Annotated in this window: 20 protein-coding genes; 4 read left to right on the top strand and 16 right to left on the bottom strand. The window is 62.5% G+C overall.

Annotation, left to right across the window (positions count from 1 at the left end; genetic code table 11):
• The 11 genes from NEZ08_RS02185 to lepA all read right to left on the bottom strand — a co-directional run.
• A partial coding sequence (locus NEZ08_RS02185; protein ID WP_298102784.1) for an acyltransferase occupies positions 1 to 896 on the bottom strand: 896 nt, incomplete at its 3' end.
• Positions 897 to 951: 55 nt separating this feature from the next.
• Positions 952 to 1764 (bottom strand): isoprenylcysteine carboxylmethyltransferase family protein, encoded by an 813-nt coding sequence (locus tag NEZ08_RS02180; protein ID WP_298102782.1) that lies wholly within the window; start codon positions 1762 to 1764, stop codon positions 952 to 954.
• 196 nt (positions 1765 to 1960) lie between these two features.
• Complete coding sequence (gene modC, locus NEZ08_RS02175) at positions 1961 to 2644, bottom strand: molybdenum ABC transporter ATP-binding protein (RefSeq protein ID WP_298102780.1); 684 nt, start codon at positions 2642 to 2644, stop codon at positions 1961 to 1963.
• A 2-nt stretch (positions 2645 to 2646) separates the two neighbouring features.
• Positions 2647 to 3342 carry a molybdate ABC transporter permease subunit gene (gene modB, locus NEZ08_RS02170; RefSeq protein ID WP_298102778.1) on the bottom strand — a complete coding sequence of 232 codons (696 nt, stop codon included), beginning with the start codon at positions 3340 to 3342 and terminating at the stop codon, positions 2647 to 2649.
• A gap of 14 nt (positions 3343 to 3356) precedes the next feature.
• Entirely contained in the window at positions 3357 to 4142 is a 786-nt protein-coding gene (modA, locus tag NEZ08_RS02165) for a molybdate ABC transporter substrate-binding protein (protein ID WP_298102776.1), read from the bottom strand.
• Positions 4143 to 4325: 183 nt separating this feature from the next.
• A complete protein-coding gene (locus NEZ08_RS02160; RefSeq protein WP_298102775.1) occupies positions 4326 to 4832 on the bottom strand; it encodes a hypothetical protein in 507 nt (168 codons plus the stop codon).
• The gene (locus NEZ08_RS02155; protein ID WP_298102773.1) at positions 4832 to 5041 is read right to left on the bottom strand and encodes a molybdopterin-binding protein; all 210 of its coding nucleotides are present in this window, start codon (positions 5039 to 5041) and stop codon (positions 4832 to 4834) included. Before NEZ08_RS02155 ends, NEZ08_RS02160 begins: the two co-directional genes overlap by 1 nt.
• Positions 5042 to 5214: 173 nt before the next feature.
• Positions 5215 to 6165 carry a penicillin-insensitive murein endopeptidase gene (gene mepA / locus NEZ08_RS02150; RefSeq protein WP_298102771.1) on the bottom strand — a complete coding sequence of 317 codons (951 nt, stop codon included), beginning with the start codon at positions 6163 to 6165 and terminating at the stop codon, positions 5215 to 5217.
• A 52-nt stretch (positions 6166 to 6217) separates the two neighbouring features.
• Entirely contained in the window at positions 6218 to 8185 is a 1968-nt protein-coding gene (locus NEZ08_RS02145; RefSeq protein WP_298102770.1) for a methyl-accepting chemotaxis protein, read from the bottom strand.
• A gap of 161 nt (positions 8186 to 8346) precedes the next feature.
• Positions 8347 to 9531, bottom strand: a complete 1185-nt coding sequence (locus tag NEZ08_RS02140) for an acyl-CoA dehydrogenase family protein (protein ID WP_298102768.1) — start codon at positions 9529 to 9531, stop codon at positions 8347 to 8349.
• Between the two features lie 125 nt (positions 9532 to 9656).
• Positions 9657 to 11468, bottom strand: coding sequence for a translation elongation factor 4 (lepA, locus tag NEZ08_RS02135; protein ID WP_298102766.1), 1812 nt, complete (start codon positions 11466 to 11468; stop codon positions 9657 to 9659).
• Positions 11469 to 11687: 219 nt separating this feature from the next.
• On the opposite strand from lepA, the gene NEZ08_RS02130 reads away from it, so the two are divergent.
• Positions 11688 to 13229: a glycosyltransferase family 39 protein gene (locus tag NEZ08_RS02130; protein ID WP_298102764.1), complete on the top strand. Its 1542-nt coding sequence runs from the start codon at positions 11688 to 11690 to the stop codon at positions 13227 to 13229.
• A 7-nt stretch (positions 13230 to 13236) separates the two neighbouring features.
• Here NEZ08_RS02130 and NEZ08_RS02125 read toward each other — a convergent pair whose 3' ends face one another.
• The 5 genes from NEZ08_RS02125 to NEZ08_RS02105 form a co-directional block, all read right to left on the bottom strand.
• On the bottom strand, positions 13237 to 13566 hold the full coding sequence (locus NEZ08_RS02125) for an HPr family phosphocarrier protein (protein WP_298102763.1): 330 nt from the start codon (positions 13564 to 13566) through the stop codon (positions 13237 to 13239).
• Positions 13563 to 13964 carry a PTS sugar transporter subunit IIA gene (locus NEZ08_RS02120; RefSeq protein WP_068733893.1) on the bottom strand — a complete coding sequence of 134 codons (402 nt, stop codon included), beginning with the start codon at positions 13962 to 13964 and terminating at the stop codon, positions 13563 to 13565. Before NEZ08_RS02120 ends, NEZ08_RS02125 begins: the two co-directional genes overlap by 4 nt.
• A 132-nt stretch (positions 13965 to 14096) precedes the next feature.
• On the bottom strand, positions 14097 to 14612 hold the full coding sequence (locus NEZ08_RS02115) for an HPr kinase/phosphorylase (RefSeq protein WP_298102761.1): 516 nt from the start codon (positions 14610 to 14612) through the stop codon (positions 14097 to 14099).
• Complete coding sequence (locus NEZ08_RS02110; RefSeq protein WP_298102759.1) at positions 14609 to 16423, bottom strand: sensor histidine kinase; 1815 nt, start codon at positions 16421 to 16423, stop codon at positions 14609 to 14611. The genes NEZ08_RS02115 and NEZ08_RS02110 overlap by 4 nt, the downstream gene beginning before the upstream one ends.
• A gap of 106 nt (positions 16424 to 16529) precedes the next feature.
• A complete protein-coding gene (locus NEZ08_RS02105; RefSeq protein WP_298102756.1) occupies positions 16530 to 17231 on the bottom strand; it encodes a response regulator transcription factor in 702 nt (233 codons plus the stop codon).
• Between the two features lie 390 nt (positions 17232 to 17621).
• Between NEZ08_RS02105 and NEZ08_RS02100 the strand changes: the two genes are divergently transcribed.
• From NEZ08_RS02100 to ltrA, 3 genes are all read left to right on the top strand, one after another.
• Entirely contained in the window at positions 17622 to 18368 is a 747-nt protein-coding gene (locus NEZ08_RS02100) for a DUF2470 domain-containing protein (protein WP_298102754.1), read from the top strand.
• Positions 18369 to 18605: 237 nt separating this feature from the next.
• Complete coding sequence (locus tag NEZ08_RS02095) at positions 18606 to 20222, top strand: phosphoenolpyruvate carboxykinase (protein WP_298102752.1); 1617 nt, start codon at positions 18606 to 18608, stop codon at positions 20220 to 20222.
• A gap of 593 nt (positions 20223 to 20815) precedes the next feature.
• Positions 20816 to 21627: group II intron reverse transcriptase/maturase (gene ltrA / locus NEZ08_RS02090; RefSeq protein ID WP_298102787.1), on the top strand; the 812-nt coding region annotated here is incomplete at its 3' end.

Raw genomic sequence — 21627 nt, 5'->3', positions numbered from 1 at the left:
GCGGCGCTGGCTGCCATCACGGGCAGCGTGACCGCAGCGAGGAGGGGCCACCCACGCCATTCGCCGAGCAGGGTACCCGCTATCATGAAGCCGACAAGCCAATGCACCAGGAATGCGAAGTACGACCATTCGCCCAACAACCGATCAATGCGCGCAAAAGGCGTACAAAATTGGCGGCTAGAGACGCCCGAAAGGCCGGAGACAACGACCGCGAAGAAGACCGTATCAAGAAGGTATCCCGAGCCAAAGATATAGGTTTCGGGGAACACGGCGCCGCCTGCCAGCATGTTGGCAATCCATGCGGCGAAGGCGCATCCGGCAGCAAGCGGTGACGCAACCCATCCGCTGCGCTCTCGAAGAAAATACAATATCGCGCCAACGGAAAACGGAAGCACGGCCGAGGGAGCGGTAAAATAGATAAGCGGCCAGTTTATGCCAGCGTAGACGCAGCAAAGCTGAAAGGATAGCCCCGCCACCAGCGCGATCACGGCCGAGCTCATTTGCCGCGACACCACAAGGTAAAGCAGCAGGTACATTTCGACTTCAATCGCCACTGACCAGAAAGGCGGTACCAGACGAACCGGTCCATAGGGCAGCTGCAGGGGCAGAACCGTCAGGTTGATCAAAAGATCGCTCGCGTCGGGCAGGCCATGCCAGAACTTCTGGTATTGAGCGGCTTGGCTGGGTGCGAGCGCGAGCGCGATCAACGTCAAAGCGCAAACGAAGTAATAAGGCGGCAGGAGCCGCAGCGCACGGTTGGTCCAAAAACGCATCCCGTCAAAACGATACGCTTCGTTCAGTGCCGCGGTCATCATCAACCCGGAGATGACGAAGAATCCACGAACCGCGTAGAAGCCGAGATGGACGACGTATTCTGTGCCGACCAGATGGCTCACAATGACGAGATAGGCGAGGAGAAAGCGGAGCGTACCGAACATGAGCCTCGTGTCCTCAGCCGACAAGCCTCGGCAGGGCGATGACGACCACCGCAAGCAAGCCGGAGGCGGAAATCATGACCGCGGCCGAACGTCGGCGCACCACCGGATCGTTACGCAGCAAAGCGATGAGGCCGTGTGCGTCGCGCGGGAGGAGGAACGGCACTCGCTGCCGATAGGCCAGGAATTCGGGAAAGGCGCGATCAAGGATGTCTTCTTCCCAGCGGGCGCGCGTGATTTGGAGCGCAACAATGAGTGCCAGCAGCAGTGCGCCAGGAAGCGAGCGTACCTGTAACAGGATTCCAACAACCCCGAGCAGTTCGAACAGATACAGCGGGTGCCGCACGATGCTATAAGGCCCGGTGGTGACCAGCCGTCTTGCCTCCGGCATTACGCTGAATGAGCGGCCGAGAAAACTCAGGGTCAGCACGCCCAGCACGCTGGCGGAGATGCCGGCGGCCCCTGCCAGCAGGTTGCACCAAAGGTTCGGCGGCGCACGCTCGAGCAGCACGCAAAATGGCGGGATGCAAACCGTGACCAGCGCAGTCATTCGTGGCACCAAGCCGCGCGATTTCGCAACCGGTCTATGACGGGCGAGTGGAAGCAGCCCGAGAAGCGCGATGAACATCCATTGGGAGACCCGCGCGAGCGCAGCGACGATCGCACTCGCACCGAGGTGCGTCGATGTCGCGGGATCCGGCGCGGCCTGCTCGGAAAAGCTGATGACGTCGTGTACGAGCACGTAGAGGGAATAAAGGAAGATCGGCAGTCGCATCGTCCAATCATAGATGCGGCTCTGTTCGATCCGGCGAAAGAGCGTCTGCGACATGCTGTTACCTCGGCCTTACGCAATCGGCCTCTCGTACTGCTTAGGCGGCTGACATTAAGAGACGCTTGCGTTGCTGCATGAAACAGCAAGAACGCTTAAGCTTTGGTAGCGCCGCGCTGCGACTGCTTTTGATTCGCAACTCTCGCTGTTTGATCCAGATCAAAAGTGCCGGATCCGTCCGTTCTTTGGATGTCGGTTATCTGATCCTGGCAGGCTCGCGGGGCAAGATCTCGGCGCCGCCGAATGCGGTCACACGGCCCCGCTGAAGCATGACGATGCTGGTGGCGAGCTTTCGCATCTCGGAAGGGTCGTGGCTGACGTAAACCATGGGCACGCCGGCCTCGTCGCGCAGGCGAATGAGGTAGGGCAGGATTTCTTCCTTGCGTTCTTCGTCGAGCGATCCGAGCGGCTCGTCCAGCAGCAACAACCGCGGCTGCGACAGCAGCGCCCGCCCGAGCGCGACGCGCTGGCGCTCGCCGCCGGAGAGTTTGCCGGGGCGGCGGCCCAGCAGATCGCCGATGTCCAGAAGCTCGGTGACCCGCCGCCAGAGCGCGTCATCTTCCGCGAGGCGGTTCATGCGCCGGCCGTAATCGAGATTGTCGCGTATGTCGAGATGCGGGAACAGCCGCGCATCCTGAAAGACATAACCGATGCGGCGGCGATGAACCGGGACATGCGATTTCGTCGATGTGTCATCAAGCGTCGCGCCATCGATCGAGATCGTACCGCGGTCGGGCCGCAGCAGGCCCGCAATCATGTTGACCAGCGACGTCTTCCCTGCGCCCGAGGCGCCAAACAATCCGGTCACGCGTCCCTCGCTCGCAAACGAGGCTTCGATTGCAAACTCCCCGAGCTGCTTTGCGACGTCGACACGCAGCATGATCAGTTTCCGTGCAGGCGCAGAAGTGCGCGACGGGCAAACCATTCGGAAGCAATGAGTGCGGCCATGGCCATCAAGCTCGATACCATGACGAGCCGCAGCGCCGCCGGATCGCCGTTCGGGGTCTGGATCAGCGCGTAGATCGCCGAAGAAATCGTCTGGGTTTCGCCGGGAATGTTCGAAACAAAGGTAATCGTCGCGCCGAATTCGCCGAGCGCCTTGGCAAATCCGAGCACCATTCCGGCGAGCACGCCGGAGAGTGCGAGCGGCAGGGTCACGGTTAGAAATACCTGCCAGGGTGCCGCGCCGAGGGTCGCCGCGGCCTGCTCCAGGCGCCGGTCGATGGCTTCGATCGAGAGGCGGATCGGCCGCACCAATAGGGGGAACGACATGATTCCACAGGCGAGCGCAGCGCCGGTCCAGCGAAAGGCAAAGACGAGACCAAGGTGCTCGGCGAGCCACGCTCCAACGGCGCCGTGGCGGCCGAAGGTGAGAAGCAGGAGATAGCCGGTAACGACCGGCGGCAGCACCAGCGGCAGATGAATGGCCGCGTCGAGCAGCGTCTTGCCCCAGAACTCCCGGCGCGCCAACAGCCAGGCGACGGCGATGCCGAGCGGGGTTGCCACCAGCGTCGCGACGGTCGCAACCCGCAGCGAAAGCAGGATCGCCGTCCATTCCATGGGTGAGATATCGAACACGCGTGGGATGCAAATCAGGACGAGGGCCGGACCAGGAAAGTAAATCCATATTTCTCAAAAATTGTCTTTGCAGCCTGCGAATGCAGGAAGGCAAGATAATTATCGGCGCCGGGCGCGGCGGATGTCGTTGCCGCGACCGGATAGACGATGGGCGGATGGGAATCGGCCGGGAAGGTGCCGACGACCTTCACCTCCGGCTCGACCTTCGCGTCGGTCGAATAGACGATGCCGAGCACGGCCTCGCCGCGTGCCACCAGCGTCAACGCTGCGCGTACGCTCTCGGCCATCGCCAATTTCGGCGCGGCGGCCTGCCATGCGCCCAGGCTTTCCAGCGCGGCCTTGGCGTATTTGCCGACCGGGACCGAATTCACGTCGCCGGTCGCGATCCGTCCCTGGCCGGCGAGTTTGGCGAGATCAAAACCCGGAGCGATCGTGACCTTGCCGACGGAAGAGTCCTTGGGCGCGATGAGGACGATGCTGTTGCCGAGCAGGTTGGTCCGCGTATCCGTCTTGATGACCCTCTGCCTGGCTGCGTAGTCCATCCAGTCGGTGTCGGCCGACAGGAAAATGTCGGCCGGGGCCCCCTGGTCGATCTGCCTGGCGAGCACGGAGCTTGCCGCATAGCTCGCCGTGATCTTGACGTCGGTCTTCGCGGTATAGGCGGCATCGACATCGTCGAGCGCATTCTTCATCGAAGCCGCGGCAAAGACGGTCAGGCCCTTTTCCTCCGCGGAGGCAAACGCAAGGGGCAGTGCCCACGCAAGCGCGAGGGCGAGCAATACTCTGAACAGGCGATGCATAGGCGCTCCGTACCTGATCGCGGGCTACCGGGCGAACTCAGGCCTTGGTCCATGGTGACATGCGACAAGCGAAAGCGCCGTTTCGCGAGCCCCGCCGGCTTACGGTCAGCGGGACCATCGCATTGCCAACAATAACAGGCCGATCGTTCAGGTCAAAGTGGCCAGCCGCGGGCTGCGAGCCGCTCAATCCGAGGGCAGGATCGCGATCGACAGCGAATTCTGCCGGGCGCCGCTGATCTGAAGCAGGAGCGGGCTTGCCGAAAGATCATACTTCATGGTCTTTCGGATGCCCTCGCAATCGGTGGCGCCGCTGAAGGCCGTAGGCTTGAGGAAACGCCCGTCCTGCACCACGTCGAGCCAGGCGCCGCTCGAAAGGCTGATCGTGTAACTGCCGGCCTTCGGCAGGGAGCCGATCCTGACGAAGCCGGCAAAGCTGCCCTCCTTCGGCGCGCGTTCTGGCGGCATCGGCAATTTGGCGTCGGCGGGCGTCGCCAGGGCCATCGTCGCCCCGGCGGGCGGCAGGGCCGCAAGCTCACTCCCTGTGTTGAGTTTTATGCGATCCGGCGCAGTCAGCACCGCGCGGGCGTGGTCGATATTCCATTTGAACTTGTCGCAGCCGCTCGGCTCCTCCGCGGCAAATGTCGGCGCGACTATGAGCATGGTCAGGGTAAGGAGGAGGGATTTACGCATCAATCCACCGCGATCATGACGTCAGAAGCCTTGATGACCACCGTCACATGCGCCTGGGCCTTGATGCCCAGTTCGTCGACAGCCTCATTGGTGATCGATGACGTGATGACCTGGGAATTGCCGATGTCGACCCGAACGTGGGAGGTCGTCGCCCCTTTCTGGACTTCGAGAACCGTGCCTTTGATCTGGTTGCGTGCACTGAGGCGCATGATGGTCTCCCATGATCGTCTCGTTAGCGCTCACTTTGACGCGAGCGTGACGTCTTCTGATCGATGCGGAAGATGGGGACGGGCGTCCCGGCGAGGCCGGCGTGCTTACGGCATCGACCGGCAGCGCATCCTAGCCCAATCGAGCCCTGCGCGATAGGTTAGTCAGAGAAGTGTCATGGCTTGGCGGCGGGTGCGGCCAGAACCTCACGGCACCCGGGCGGCAGTTGGGCCAGCGTCAGCGCCGGCCTTGGCTTGACTGGCTCCGGCGGCGGTTTCGGATGCAGCACCTCGTCCTTGAACCAGTAGGCGAGGTCGGTCGCGCTGCACGCCTCGCCCTCCGTGGGCTTCGGCTGGCTCTTGCAGGTGCTGTTACCGGCCGGACATCGGATGCGGATGTGAAAGTGATAGTCGTGGCCCCAGTACGGTCGCACCTTGGCGAGCCAGCTGCGATCGCCCTTGGCCTCGCGGCAAAGCGCCTTCTTGATGGCGGCATTGACAAAGATGCGTTCGACGCTCGGCTCCCGCGCAGCGTCGCGAATGACGGCGAGATGCTGCGGCGTCCAGCTTTGCGGATCGATGTCGAGCCGATCCGCACGCACCATCATTGCCGCCGACATTTCCTCGCGCTCGTTGCGCGACAGAAGGTGGTTCGGCATTGGCGTCAGCCACACGTCGGCGTCGAGACCGACCTGGTGGCTGGCGTGGCCGGTCAACATCGGCCCACCGCGCGGTTGCGACATGTCGCCGACCAGGATGCCCGGCCAGCCGGCGTCCCTGTGCACGTTCGCCGACAGGCGCTCCAGCAAAGCGATCAAGCTGGGGTGGCCCCAATTGCGGTTGCGCGACAACCGCATCACCTGCCATGTGGGACCATTGACCGGCAATGCGTGCGCGCCGGCGATGCAGCCCTTGGAGTAGAAGCCGAGGACCTGCGTGGGCATGGCGGCGGGCAACAGCTTGCGTCCGAACAACTCCTTGGCGGCGAGCTTCGGGTCGTTCGGATTGGCAAGCGGCGGCAGAGGTTTTGGATCGAGGCTGCCTTTGTCCTGCGCCAGCGCCGTCGAAGTTCCGCTACCGAGCAGCAGGAGTAAAAACGTTGCGATCAAAAGCAGCCGGCCATTCATGGCCGTACTCTAGCTGAGGCGCCAGCAGCGGGGAATTCACCAATCGGAGAAATCACGCAGCGTCGCGCAGGCCTGCGAGGAACGTGTCTACGCTCTTGAACAGCGCCGAGGCGTGCTGGCTGAGTTCGCTGGAAGCAGAGAGAACGGTGTCGGCCAACGCGCGCGACTGGTTCGCTGCCTGGCTTGCACCGGCGACGTTGACCGCGACCTCGCTGGTGCCGGCGGCCACCTGCTGGACACTATGTGCGATCTCGCGCGTTGCGGCACCCTGCTCTTCGACGGCCGAAGCGATGGTGGTTGCAATCGAGCTGATCTCGCGGATGGTCGAGCTGATGCCGCCGATGGCGGTGACGCATTCCCCGGTCGATGCCTGGATTGCTGCGACCTGTCCGGCGATCTCATCGGTCGCCTTCGCTGTCTGGCTGGCGAGTTCCTTGACCTCGGAAGCGACCACGGCAAAGCCTTTTCCGGCTTCGCCGGCGCGCGCCGCCTCGATCGTGGCGTTCAATGCCAGGAGGTTGGTCTGCCCGGCAATTGCGCTGATCAGGCGAATCACGTCGCCGATTTTCTCGCCGGCTGCGGCCAACTCGCTCACCATCTGATTGGTTTTGGCTGCCTTGTCGACGGCCGCGTCCGCGACGCCGCTGGAATGCGTGACCTGCCGGCTGATCTCCGCGACCGAGGAGGCGAGTTCTTCAGTCGCTGCCGCGACGGTATTGATGCTGGATGAGGCTTCCTCGGATGCTGCGGCGGCTGCCGCTGCCTGCGCCGAGGTACCGTTGACACTTGCGGTGATTTCAGCGGCGACGCGCTGCATATCCTCCGTCGCGCGCGCGACCGCTCCGACAACGCTCTTCACATCCGCCTCGAAACGGTCGGCCATGCGCCGCTGGAGTGCGCTCTTTTCCTGTTCGCTCTGCCTCTTGGCGGCTTCCTGCTCTTCACGCAACAGCCGCGACTCGATCATGTTGCGGCGGAACACATCGACGGCGCCCGCCATCGTGCCGAGTTCGTCCTTGCGGTCGCCCCCGGGAATCGTCACGTCGGTGTCGCCGCTGGAAAGGCGGTTCATGACGGCCGTGATCGCAGTCAAGGGACGCGACATGCCGCGGCCGAGCAGGAAGGCGACCAGGGCCGCGGCCGCCAGAATGGCGAGCGTGCCGACAATCAGCGTCCGCTGCGAGCTGCTGGAGGCTGCCTCATAGGCGGTGATGTCCTTGACCAGTTCCAGCACGGCCACAGGCTTGCCGGCGTAGTTCTTGATCTGCCCGAGATAGACCGCGACCGGATGGCCATCGAGCACGGCGTTGCGGTGCAAGGTGTCGCCGTCGAATGCGCCCTTCAACTCTTCCTGGCTGACCAGCGATTTTTCGGTGAAAGTCGAGCCGATGTTGGTAAAGCCGTTGCCGTCGAAGCGATGCACGGCGAGGTCGACGCCAAAACGTCGTTTGACGCTGTCGACGAATTGCTTGTTGAAGGAGACACCGATGTCGGCGACGGCGAGGCTTTTTCCGTCGCGCATGATCGGGGTCATCGCAAAGATGCTGAGCGAGTCACGCCCCGCCTCGACGCCGACGATCGGCTTTCCGGTCCTGTTCGATTCGACCACAGTGGTACGCCGGGCCGAGATGTCCTCGCCGAACTTGTCGGGCGCGTGCGCGCGATAGAAAGCGGTCGCCGGCGGCGTGTGGAAGCTGATCAGTGGGATGCCTTGCGCCTTGATCGCCTCGAACGGCCCCTTCAACAGCGAGCCGAGCGCAGCGCGGTCACCCTTGGCGACGGCATCGACGACCGGCGGCAGGTTGGCGATCACGGCGCTGACCGCAAGTCCAGCACGCCCTTCATAGTCGAGGGTGGCGATGACGCTGTCATATTGCAGCTTGAGCTGCTGATCGAGCGCAAGTCGCGTCAGCGCACGCTCCTGGATCACCGAGAACGTTCCGAGGATCGCGCACGCCGCCGCGACTGTCAGGGAGATCGCGAGTATCAGGCGTGCCGCGATCGATCGGAGCTGGAACATGGGATTTCGGGCCTCGGAATGGTTAACCCGAAGTTCCCAGAAAGTGCTTAATAACTGATTGCCGGGTGGCTTCAGCGCATCTTAACCGCGAGTTCCATCGGCTTGACGGCGCATTCGTGGCCCACACCGGTCTGCAAGGGATCTTTTAGTCGGCTTTCTTCTCAGACGGTTGGCCCGCGCGGGATCACGCTGTTGGTCAGGATCATCTTGCCGACATCCTCGTAATGATTGTCGCGGGCCTGGATCTGCTGCGCGATGGCATGCATGTCACGGAAGCGCCGCTCGAATGGATTCGACTTAAAGACCGCGGTCGCGCCCGCCATGTGATAGGCGGTATCGACGACCTCGGCAGCCTGATGAATGGTGTAAGTCGCAGACAGGCGAATGGCGGCGCGGCCTTTCTCGGAAAGCCTGCCGGTGTCGAGCAATTCCTGCCAGGCCTCGCTCGCCGTGGAATAGTGGTAAGCCCGCGCCGCGCGCAGTTTCGCCTCGGTGCGGCCGATCAGGCCTTGAACCGAATTGTTGTCCCTCATCGCCGCGATGCCGACGGAATGTTTCTTGCGGGCGAGGTCGACGGCCGCATCGAGTGTCGCACGCGCCACGCCGAGCGAGACCGCGCCGAAGCCCAGCCCGAACATCGTGTAGGTTGTCAGCCCATAAAGCGGGCCTTTTTCGCGCAGCGCCGTGAAATCGTCGCGTAGCGCTGCGAAGTTCTCCGGAATGAACAGGTTCTCGACCGAATACGAATCCGTGCCGGTGCCGCACAGTCCGATCACGTTCCAGACATCGTGCATCGTGGCGCTCGATGCCGGAAACACGATGGTGCGGATTTCCGGCGTGCCGTTCGGTTTGATCCGCCGCGTGCCGTCGGATTCAAGCACCTGGACATGGGCGCCAAGCCAGTTGGCCTGACGCGAGCCGCTGGCAAAATCCCAGCGTGCGCTGATGGTATAGCCGCCGGGCACCGCCTGCACGTCGTGGGCAATCGCGCCCCAGGCCATGATATCGGTCGGCTTGCCGAACACCTGGCGCGCTACATCGGCGTCGAGATAGGCCGCCGTCATGGCGACCACCGAGCATTGGCCGAGGCACCAGGCCGTGGAAGCATCCGCCTTGGCGATTTCTTCCAGCATTTCCATGAAAACCAGGGGCGGCGATTCGAAGCCGCCGAAGCTTTTCGGCAGCAGCGAGCGATACAACCCGTTGTCGACCAGCGCCGAGACCACCTTTGGCGTCAGCCGCCGCGTCCGCTCGATCTCGTCTGCCTCCGCTGATATCAGCGGGGCGATCGCTCTGGCGCGGTCGACGAGGCCCGGGGCAGAACCCACGGCTTCGGGCTTGTTCATGGCGTTTCCCCGCTCTTTATCGAGTGATCAATTGTGGTCATGTTGATCCAACTCGCGGCCGGGATCAAGTCACGCCAACGCAGAATTGTCAGGAGAGAAATGCCGGGCGCCGTAGAGCTATAGTGTCAGCTATCGACTTTCAGCGCCGCGATAAAGGCTTCCTGCGGAATGTCGACCTTGCCGAACTGCCGCATCTTCTTCTTGCCTTCCTTCTGCTTCTCCAGGAGCTTGCGCTTGCGCGTGATGTCGCCGCCATAGCATTTGGCGGTGACGTCCTTGCGCAACGCGCGCACCGTCTCCCGCGCGATCACCTTGCCGCCGATCGCCGCCTGGATCGGAATCTGGAACATGTGCGGCGGGATCAGTTCCTTCATTTTTTCGACCATCGCGCGTCCCCGGCCTTCGGCGCGGGTGCGATGCACGAGCATCGACAGCGCGTCCACCGGCTCGCCGTTTACCAGGATCTGCATCTTGACGAGGTCGGCCGGCTTGTAGTCGGTGAGGTGATAGTCGAACGAAGCGTAGCCCTTCGAGACCGACTTCAGGCGGTCGTAGAAGTCGAACACGACCTCATTGAGCGGGAGATCGTACTTCACCATCGCGCGCGAGCCGACATAGGTCAGCTCCTTTTGCGAGCCGCGGCGGTCCTGGCATAGCTTGAGCACGCTGCCGAGATATTCGTCGGGGGTGAGAATCGTGGCCTCGATCCAGGGTTCGTCGATCTCGGCGATCTTCACCACGTCCGGCATGTCGACGGGATTGTGAATCTCGATCTCGCTGCCGTCTGTGAGCTTCATCTTGTAGATCACGCTCGGCGCGGTCGCGATCAGATTGAGATCGAACTCGCGCGACAGCCGCTCCTGAATGATCTCCAGATGCAATAGCCCGAGGAAGCCGCAGCGGAAGCCGAATCCCAGTGCAGCGGACGTCTCCATCTCGTAGGAGAAGCTCGCGTCGTTCAGACGAAGCTTGCCCATTGCTGCGCGGAGCGTTTCGAAATCGTTGGCGTCGACCGGAAACAGGCCGCAGAACACCACCGGAATGGCAGGCTTGAAGCCCGGCAGCATTTCCGTGACCGGCTTTCGGTCATCGGTGATGGTGTCGCCAACGCGGGTATCGGCAACCTCCTTGATCGCGGCCGTGATAAAGCCGATCTCGCCCGGGCCAAGCTCTTCGACCTGTTCCATCTTGGGCGTGAAGAAGCCGACGCGTTCGACGTCGTAGGCTGCATTAGTGCCCATCATGCGGATGCGGCTGCCCTTCTTCATCACGCCGTCGACGATCCGCACCAGCACGACGACGCCAAGATAGACATCGTACCAGCTGTCGACGAGCAGCGCCTTCAAGGTCGCGTCGCGGTCGCCCTTGGGCGGTGGCAGGCGCGTGACGATCGCTTCCAGCACGTCTGGCACGCCCTGGCCCGTCTTGGCCGAGATCATGACCGCGTCGGAGGCATCGATGCCGATCACATCCTCGATCTGCTGCTTCACCTTGTCGGGCTCGGCCGCGGGCAGGTCGACCTTGTTCAAGACCGGCACGATCTCGTGGTTATTGTCGAGCGCCTGGTAGACGTTGGCGAGGGTCTGCGCCTCGACCCCCTGGCTCGCGTCGACCACCAGCAGCGAGCCTTCGCAGGCCGCGAGCGAACGCGAGACTTCGTAGGCGAAGTCGACATGGCCCGGCGTGTCCAGCAGGTTGAACACGTAATCCTTGCCGTCCTTGGCGCGATAATTCAGCCGGACGGTCTGCGCTTTGATGGTGATGCCGCGCTCGCGCTCGATATCCATGGAATCGAGCACCTGTTCCTTGCCCGCCATTTCGCGGTCCGACAGGCCGCCCGTCATCTGGATCAGGCGATCGGCCAACGTCGATTTGCCATGGTCGATATGGGCGACAATGGAGAAGTTGCGGATGTTGGGAATGGGGGCGGTCGTCATGGAGCGCGGGATAGCATTCGCGGTTTTTGGCGGCAACCGAAATGGCGCGCTTTAAAGGCATATCTTCACGCCAAGCTGATTCCACTTCCGCGCAAAACGCGCTACCCACACGCTTCGCCGAGATCCAGCGAGGTACCAAACGACATGCCGCCGACGCTCACTTCATCCGCGAGCCTGCCGCGCCGCCGATCTAGGCGGCGGCCGAGCCTGAGAAGGCTCATGGCATGGGTTGCAGCGTCGGCAACAGACCGTACCAGCGCGTCCGCCTTTGTCTTCGCCTTTGCGATGATCCATGCGGTGCTGTGGACCGTGATCCTGATCAATCTCAAGGCAGCGCAGGACATTCATATGGATGTCGCCGAGGCCTTCGCGTGGGGGCAGAAGTTCCAGCTCGGCTACGGCAAGCATCCGCCGCTCTCCGGCTGGGTCGCCGGGCTCTGGTTCAAGGCTTTTCCTGTTACCGATTGGGCAACCTATCTGCTGGCGATGACGACGGTCGCTACCGGGATGGTGATCACCTGGCTGATCTCGCTGCGCGTTGTGGATTATCGCCGCGCATTCCTGGTCGTGGTGATGCTCGCGATCTATCCGATCTTCAATTTCAAGGGTTTCAAATACAATCCCGACCTCTTGCAGCTGGTCACGCTGCCGCTTCTGGTGCTCGCCTATCTGCACGCCTTTGACAAACGCAGCGCCGCTGCCGGCGTCTGGCTTGGCCTTGCGGCGGCGCTTGCGCTGATGACGAAATACTGGGTGCTGACCATGATCGGCGCCATTGGTCTCGCCGCGCTGATACACCCGGAGCGGATGAAATTTCTTCGCTCACCGGCGCCTTGGGTTGCAATGGGCGTCGCGACACTGGCGATGATCCCGCATCTGATATGGCTCAAGGACGTGGATTTCGCGCCGCTGATCTATGCCGGCGACGTCTACGGGCACTTCACCCGCGCACAGACCGCGAGGCTGGTTCTCGGTTACATCGGCCATAATGTCGGGCTGCTGCTCTTGCCGGTGCTGATCGCTGCGTTCGCTCTGGCCGGAACAAGTCTGCGCCGGCCCGAGGCCGCGTTGGCGCGGCTCTGGTCGCCCGGCGCCAATGCCGGGGTGAACGGAACGCAGGCCCTCAACATCTGGCTCATCCAGATCATCGTCGCGATCGGCCCGCCGCTCGGCGGCCTGGTCTTCTCGATCTACATGAAGACTGATTGGGGCATCTCGCTGTTTTTTCTGGTGCCGCTGGCGCTGGTCGCGATTCCGGAGTTGCGCGTGCCGAGCGCTGCCTTGTTCCGGATTGCGGCCGCCTGGCTCGTCCTCACGCTGGTGACGCTCGCCGCCTCGCCCTCTATCGCGCTCCACGAATTCACGGATGATCCCAAGGCCGCATTCAGCTTCAGTGCGCGTTCTCAGCTTGCGCGCGAGCTGACGCAGCTTTGGCACAACCGCTTTTTCACGCGCTGGGCCGTCGTCGCCGGCACGACCGAGGTCGGCGAGCCCATGACGTTCTATAGCCCGGACCATCCGGCGCCACTGACGCCGGGCGAAATCTGGTCATCGGGTCTGACCTCGCTGGAGGAGGCGAAGCGGCTTGGCTTCATCGGCGTCTGCGACACCACGGACAACCGCCTGCCGCAGTGCGAGGCCTGGATGAAGAAAAACGGCAAGGATGCCGAGGAGCTCGCCGTTACCACGCAGCGCTTTTTCAAGGGCCATCCGGGGCCCGCGGTCACCTGGAAGGTCTATATCGTGCCGCCGGCCAAGTAGGCGCGGCTTACGTATTCTCTTCGTTGAATTTGGCGGCGACGAGTTCGGTGATCGCATCAAGCGCGGTCTGCGCCTCGGGTCCGGCGGCGGAGACGACGATTGAGGTGCCCGGGCCCGCGGAGAGCATCATCAAGCCCATGATCGATGTGCCGCCGACCGTCTCGCCGCCCTTGGTCACCCAGACGTCGGCTTTGAAGCGTTCGACCGTCTGGACGAATTTTGCGGAAGCCCGCGCATGAAGGCCACGCTTGTTGGTGATGGGAAGTTCGCGGGAAATGGCGCCTTCCGGAATGACTGGTCCGGAGGAAGTGTCGGGCGACGCGCCGTCGTCACTCATTTGCCGGCGAGCACCCGGCTTGCAATGGTCACATACTTGCGTCCGGCTTCCTGGGCCATGGCAATGGCATCGGGAAGCGTTCGCTCTTCACGGACCTTGGCAAGCTTGACCAGCATGGGAAGGTTGATGCCCGCGAGCACCTCGACCTTCGGCCGGCTCATGCAGGAAATGGCAAGATTCGAAGGCGTGCCGCCGAACATGTCAGTGAGTATGGCGACCCCGTCCCCGCTGTCGACGCGATTGACTGCCTCGATAATGTCGCTGCGGCACAGATCGGAATCGTCCTCGGCCCCGATCGTAACGGCCTCGATTTGTTTTTGCGGACCCATGACGTGTTCAAGCGCCGCCTTGAATTCGTCGGCAAGGCGCCCATGGGTCACAAGCACTAGACCAATCATCGAAAACTCCTCGTGGGTGCCTTTGGTGCACCGCACGAACGCGCCACTTTGACCATCCAGAGCCCCCGCGCAAGAGGGGATCGCTGCGATTCTCCCGGAAAATTAGGGAAGGGAGAGCCGGAGCGAGCGGGTCTATTCGGTCGCGATAGTGGGGGTGATATGGTTACCAAATTCCTTCGAGCAATCCGCCGAAGATGAATTCGCGGTCATTGTAAGGGCCGCAATAACCAGCGGAAGCCCGGAAAATCCCTGCTTGACCGGGATCCGCGGTATCAAGACACCATATAATCGCGTTTGCAGCGAGTCTGGCGGGGGCAGCCGCTCGGCGTCGGCTGCATCGAGGTCAACCACCAAGCCGATGCGGGCTTCCGGGACGAAATCGCAGCAGCGGATGCCAAGACCGCGAATTTCGATCAGGCCGGCCAGCGCGGGCGCCGGGCGGACCGCCAGCTCACCGCCCTGGGCCAAGAGGTGGACGCGGTCGTCGCCGACGAGGCGCGCCGGGGCGATCTGGCCAGCGCGCCCGGCCAGAATGAGGTCGAAAGCCAGCCGCGACTTGCCGGAACCGGAGGGGCCGCGGATGAGCACCGCGTGATGTCCCACCAGAACGGCGGAGGCATGGATGCTGGCCTCAGCGTCGCCGGTCATGCCAGAGCGGGAAGGCGGACCACAAAGCGGGCGCCGGCCACGGTTGCCTCGCCATCCGCACCAGCGGGGCCTTGGCGATTCTCGGCCCAGATCTTCCCGCCATGGGCTTCCACGATCTGCTTGGAGATCGAGAGGCCGAGTCCGGAATTCTGGCCAAAACCCTGATGCGGGCGATCGGTGTAGAAGCGCTCGAAGATCCGCGAGAGGGCGTCCTCGCGGATGCCCGGCCCGTCATCGTCGACGGTGATTTCGACGTTCGATCGTATCCGCCGGCAGGTGATGCGCACCTTACCTCCGGCCTCCGAGAACGATTGGGCGTTCGACAGAAGATTGGACACGACCTGTCCAAGCCGGGAATCGTGGCCCGGCACGGAGAAGGTATCGAGCGGGCCGCGTCCCTCGAACCGCAGCTCGACGGCGATATTGTTGCCGCGCCGGGTTTCATTGGCGACCGAAGCCAGCGCCGTCAGAAGGCGACGGAGATCGACCGGCGCCATGTCCTGGCGCTGCAATTCGGCATCAAGCCGACTCGCATCGGAAATATCCGAGATCAGCCGGTCAAGCCGTTTGACGTCATGTTCGATCACGGCGAGTAGCCGCGAACGGCTGTTTTCGTTGCGGGCGAGGGGCAGGGTTTCCACCGCCGATCGCAGCGAAGTGAGCGGGTTCTTCAATTCGTGGGCGACATCGGCAGCGAACATCTCGATCGCCTCGATGCGGTTATACAGCGCGCTCGTCATGTCGCGCAGGGCACCGGAAAGATGGCCGATCTCGTCGCGGCGGCCGGTGAAGTCAGGGATCTCGACGCGGGTACGAATGCGGCGGCGAACCCGTTCGGCGCTGTCGGCGAGCCGTCGCACCGGGCCTGCGATGGTGCTCGCAAGCGCCAGCGACAGCACGATCATGACGGCGGAAGCGACGCCGCCGACCTTCAGGATGGCGAGCCGCTCGGCGGTGACCATCTGGTCGATATCATCGCCTTGCGTCGAGAGCATCAGCGAGCCGTGGATCGCGCGGAAACGCTGCACGGGAACGGCAACCGAAACGATGACCTCGCCGCGGTCGTTGACGCGCACCATGCTGCTCTTCTCGCCCTTCAGCGATTGGGCGACCTCTTGGTAGCCGTTGCCGTTTTCAGGACCGAGTTCGGTATAAAGCGGCAAGTCACCCCGATTGAGCCAGGTCCGGATCGCGATCATCGTGCGTTCGGCTAGACCGGGTTTCTCCACCGAAGGCGGCGGCAGCTCGAAGCGCAGCACGTCACCACGGCCATAGAGGCTGCGGCTGTCAAGAATGAGGACGCCATCCCGGTCGTAGATGCGAGCGCGGGTCTTGGTCGGCGAAATCAGCCGGCGCAGCACCGGCGCCACGCGCTCCGGATTGATCGGAAAATCGAGCACGGATTCTTCCGGCGGAGGATAGACGTCGCCGGGCTTCATCTCCGCCAGCTTCTCGGGGTCGATGGTGATCGCATTGGTCTCGACGGTCGCCGATGCCGCGATCGCGCCGGCGATGATCTCGGCCTGCACAAGGAGGCTTTGCGCGCGGGCATCTATCAGACCGGCGCGGAATTGCGAGAGATAGAGAATGCTCGCCACCAGCGCCAGAAGCCCCGCGATATTTAGCGAGACGATCCGCCGGGTGAGGCTCGAGAAGCTTAAGGCGAAGACGAACTGACCGAACCGGCGCAGCCAGTCCAGCGGGCGCCATGACCGCGAAGCCTGGTTTTCGGCGGCAAGGGTGTCCGTCACGACGGGCGTCGTGACGTCGTCGGCGCTCAGGCTTGCATCAGGCTGCGTTCGATCAAGCAATGGCCAAAACCGCCGGTTAGTTCGAATGGCGTATACGGTAGTTATGCTACCACCGGCACGGTGGTGGTGTCAGTCGACAAAACCGCGGAGGAGGGGCGAACCTCCCTCAGGTCTCCTTGAAACGGTAACCCACCCCATAGAGGGTTTCGATCATCTCGAATTCGTCGTCCACGACCTTGAATTTCTTGCGCAGCCGCTTGATGTGGCTGTCGATGGTGCGATCATCGACGTAGACCTGATCGTCATAGGCGGCATCCATCAGTGCGTTGCGGCTTTTCACGACGCCCGGGCGGGTGGCGAGTGCCTGAAGAATCAGAAACTCCGTCACGGTGAGCGTGACCGGCTCGTTCTTCCAGGTGCAGGTGTGGCGCTCCGGATCCATGCGCAACAGGCCGCGATCGAGGGCCTTGGCATCGGTTTCCTTCGGCACGGCAGTCGGATCCTTCGGGGCTGAGCGGCGCAGCACTGCCTTGACGCGTTCGACCAGCAGCCGCTGCGAGAACGGCTTGCGGATGAAATCGTCGGCGCCCATCTTGAGGCCGAACAGCTCGTCGATTTCCTCGTCCTTGGAGGTGAGGAAGATCACCGGCAGATCGGATTTCTGCCGCAGCCGCCTCAAGGTCTCCATGCCGTCCATGCGCGGCATCTTGATGTCGAGGATTGCAAGATCGGGCGGACTGGTTCTGAAACCGTCGAGCGCGGATGCACCGTCCGTGTAGGTCATGATCCGATAGCCTTCGGCTTCAAGCGCAATTGAAACGGATGTGAGAATGTTGCGGTCGTCGTCGACCAAAGCAATTGTGGGCATGAGCCTGCTTTCAGATTCCATCACCAATGGCTCGAGTTCTGACATTCGTTTGATATCGCGGCGGGTTCGTTTACGAAGGTCAGGACCTAAGGGACACTGGCAAATGTTGGTTTCTTAAGTGCAGTTTCGGATTTGACATTCGCCTCAAGAACAAGCTGCGATACCGAAGAGACTGTCAAATCCACCGCACTCACGTTGCTGAAACGGCGGCAATTCGTCTGGTGCGCCGCATAATTGGGCTTCGAACGTGGTCTACGAGCAATGCAAGCTGGGCTGAAGTGTGACCGAGTTCCATGAAAGCGCCTCCTCAACCTTGGGCGCCTCGACCCATATGGCCGTCGTTTACCCGAAAAAAGGTCTCAGTTGCAATAGGATGCGAGGAAATAATCGATGCAGTTGACGGAGGATTTTAACCCTTCCAAAGCGGTCAAATCACTGCTTCGCCGCAGCCGGCAGGGTGCACTCGCGACCTTGATGGTGGGCAGCGGTGATCCCTATTGCTCGCTGGTGAATGTTGCGAGCCACCCGGACGGCTCGCCGATCCTGCTGATTTCCCGCCTCGCGGTTCACACCAAAAATCTGCTGGCCGACGCCAGAGTCTCTTTGATGCTCGATGAGCGGGTCGAGGGCGATCCGTTGGAAGGGGCGCGGATCATGTTATCGGGCCGAGCCGAAGAAGCCGCTCCGGGCGATGAAATTTTGCGTCGGCGCTATCTCAGCGCCCATCCGAGCGCCGAAGCTTTCGTCAATTTCCAGGATTTTTCCTTTTTTCGCATCCGCCCCGCCGGAACCCATCTGGTGGCCGGATTCGGTCGGATTCTCGACTTGAAGCCGGCGCAGTTCATGACGGAGATCGCGGACGCGGCCGGACTTCTGCAAAGCGAGCAGAGCGCCGTTGAACATATGAACACCGATCATCAGGAGGCGCTCGACCTTTATGCCACCCGCCTCTTGGGAGCGGCAGGTGGGAACTGGCGCTGCAGCGGCATCGATCCGGAAGGGATCGACTTGCAGGCCGGCAACAGGACGCTGAGGCTTGATTTCCCCCAGCGGGTCACCGATCCCGGCGGCTTGCGCAAGATGCTGGTTCGCTTGGCGGAACAGGCGAGAACACGCGAAACCGCATCGGACCACTAGCCTGGCGACTTTGCGTCGCAACATGCGAATCCAACCAGGTGGTTGTCCCATTCTGCAATAAACCACATTGGTGGGATCGGCTTGGCAAGCCGGGCGTTCATCAATATGAGATCGCCGGAAAGTTTCGTTCGCGGGACTTTGGCCCAGCGGCTATACTCAACGGCCTAAACCGTGATGGACGCGCGGTATACGGCATGCGCGCGATCGAAATTCGCGGGATTCGAGGAGGATTTTTTCGTGCAAGAGACGGGCGTGCGGAACGGTGCCTTCGGCGCCGATAAATTCGGCTTAAAAAATCTCAAGCAGGTGCACTGGAATCTCGGCGCGCCGCAGCTCTACCAATATTCACTGGCGGCGGGCGAGGCCGTGCTTTCGGCCGATGGCGCCCTATGCGCCGACACCGGCGAGTTCACCGGGCGCAGCCCGAAGGACAAGTTCACGGTCCGCGATGCGACCACCGACAAGACCATGTGGTGGGCCGGCAACCAGTCGATCACCTCAGAGCAGTTCGAGACGCTCTATCAGGACTTTCTCAAGCACGCCGAAGGCAAGCGGCTGTTCGCGCAGGATCTCTACGGCGGCGCCGACCCGACCTATCGGATCAAGACCCGTGTTTTCACCGAGCTCGCCTGGCACTCGTTGTTTATCCGCACGCTTCTGATTCGTCCTCAGGCGATTGAGCTTTCCACCTTCGTGCCTGAGCTCACCATCATCGACATGCCGAGCTTCCGCGCCGACCCGAAACGCCATGGCGTGCGCTCGGAGAATGTTGTCGCCATCGATTTCGCCCGCAAGATCGTCCTGATCGGCGGGTCTTATTATGCCGGCGAGATGAAGAAGAGCGTGTTCACGACGCTCAACTACTATCTGCCTGCGCGCGGCGTGATGCCGATGCACTGCTCGGCGAACGTCGGCCCGAAGGGCGACAGCGCAATCTTCTTCGGCCTGTCCGGCACTGGCAAGACAACGTTGTCGGCCGATCCCAACCGTACGCTGATCGGCGACGACGAGCATGGCTGGGGCGGGGACGGCATCTTCAACTTCGAAGGCGGCTGCTATGCCAAATGCATCAAGCTGTCGAAGGAAGCGGAGCCGCAGATCTACGCTGCCTCGAAGCGTTTCGGCGCGGTGCTCGAGAATTGCGTGCTCGACGAGGACACCCGCGAAGTCGATTTCGACGACGGCTCCAAGACCGAGAACACGCGTTCTGCCTATCCGCTCGACTTCATCCCGAACGCCTCGCGCACCGGCCGTGCGCCGCATCCCAAGAACGTAGTGATGCTGGCGGCCGATGCCTTCGGCGTGCTGCCGCCGATTGCAAAGTTGTCGCCGGCGCAGGCGATGTATCACTTCCTCTCGGGCTACACCGCCAAGGTGGCCGGCACCGAACGGGGGCTCGGCAATGAGCCTCAGCCGGAATTCTCGACCTGCTTCGGCTCGCCCTTCCTGCCGCTCGATCCGTCCGTCTACGGCAACATGCTGCGGGAGCTGATCGCCGACCACAACGTCGATTGCTGGCTGGTCAATACCGGTTGGACCGGCGGCAAGTATGGCGTCGGCAGCCGCATGCCTATCAAGGTGACGCGTGCGCTGCTCACGGCCGCACTCGACGGCAGTTTGCGCAACGTCGAATTCCGCACGGACAAGTATTTCGGCTTTGCTGTGCCGACGGCCCTTCCGGGCGTGCCGAGCGAGATCCTGAACCCGGTCAACACCTGGAAGGACAAGGACGAGTTCGACAAGACCGCCCGCGCTCTGGTCGGCATGTTCCAGAAGAACTTTGCCAAGTTCGAAGCCAAGGTGGACGCCGACGTTCGCGCCGCCGCGCCCGAGGTCAAGCTCGCAGCGGAATAGCCGGCTCACATGACGGCGATAGAGAAGCGCGATGGGATTTTCCCGTCGCGCTTTTCTTTTGGTGCGCCCGGCATGGGCATTGACTTGGGGGTGGAAGTCCTCCGGTGAGCTGGTCACAGCGAGCGAAGGGAAGCGCAGAGCGTCGAGCCGCGAGGACGGCGTGAAGGAAGCGTGGAACGAAGCTGCGGGCCGACGAACAGGAACCGGATATGAGGCGGAGCCGAACAGGGCGAGCGGGCCAAAGACCGCGAAGCCGTTGTGACCAAGGCAAGGCGACGTAGATCCGGCGGTCGTGCAACGAAGGTCAATGTTCTTACCCGGGGAGATCTCGCCCTGCGTCTGAAAGGGCGACATGGGTCGCAAGACCTGTGGAGCGAGAAGTCAGCAGAGGCCGTAGTAGCGGTGCGAGCCGCGAAGGGCTGAACGATAGGAAGGGCGAGACGCCCGCATACCTCTGGGGAATTATGCCACAGAAGCCGGACGAAGAGCCGGGTGTACGATCGACCGATGCGATGAAGCCGCAGGGGCCGGATGTGCACGTGGAAGCGCCCTCGGTTGGGAGTGGAAACGAGCGCCTGGGAAGCAGCGACCTGATGGAGAAGGCGTGCGAACGCCAGAACCTTCAGGCCGCACTGAAGCGTGTTCGGCAGAATGCGGGAAATCCCGGCATCGACGGGATGACGGTCGAAGAACTGCCCGATCACCTGCGCGTGCACTGGCCGCGCCTGCGCGAGGAACTGCTCGCGGGAGGCTACCAGCCGCAGCCGGTGAGGAGGGTGGTGATCCCGAAGCCCGGCGGAGGCGAGCGCGAGCTCGGCATTCCGACCGTGCTCGACCGGTTCATCCAGCAGGCCCTGTTGCAGGTCCTGCAACCGCTGTTCGACCCAACTTTCTCGGATGCAAGCTACGGCTTCCGGCCCGGACGGAGTGCGCACGACGCGGTGCGTCGCGCGCAAGCCTACGTGCAGGAAGGCCGCGGCTTCGTCGTGGACATCGACCTGGAGAAGTTCTTCGACCGGGTCAACCACGACATCCTGATGGGAAGGTTGGCCAAACGGATCGCGGACGGTCGGGTGCTGCGGCTGATCCGCCGCTACCTCAATGCGGGCATGCTCGCGGACGGGGTGGTGATCGAGCGGCACGAGGGGACGCCGCAAGGCGGCCCGCTCTCGCCGCTGTTGGCCAACGTGCTGTTGGATGAAGTCGACAAGGAGCTGGAGCGGCGCGGGCACGCCTTCGTCCGCTACGCTGACGATCTGAACGTTTATGTTCGGACGCAGCGTTCGGGCGAGCGGGTGATGACCTCGCTGCGCAAGCTGTTCGGAAAGCTGAAGCTCCGTGTCAACGAAACCAAGAGCAAGGTGCGACGTGCCACCGCATCGAAGTTCCTCGGCTTCTCCTTTTG

Source organism: Bradyrhizobium sp., assembly GCF_027451485.1.
Taxonomy (GTDB): Bacteria; Pseudomonadota; Alphaproteobacteria; order Rhizobiales; family Xanthobacteraceae; genus Bradyrhizobium.
The sequence above is the reverse complement of the archived record's forward strand: the minus strand, read 5'-3'. Positions and strand labels throughout refer to the sequence as shown.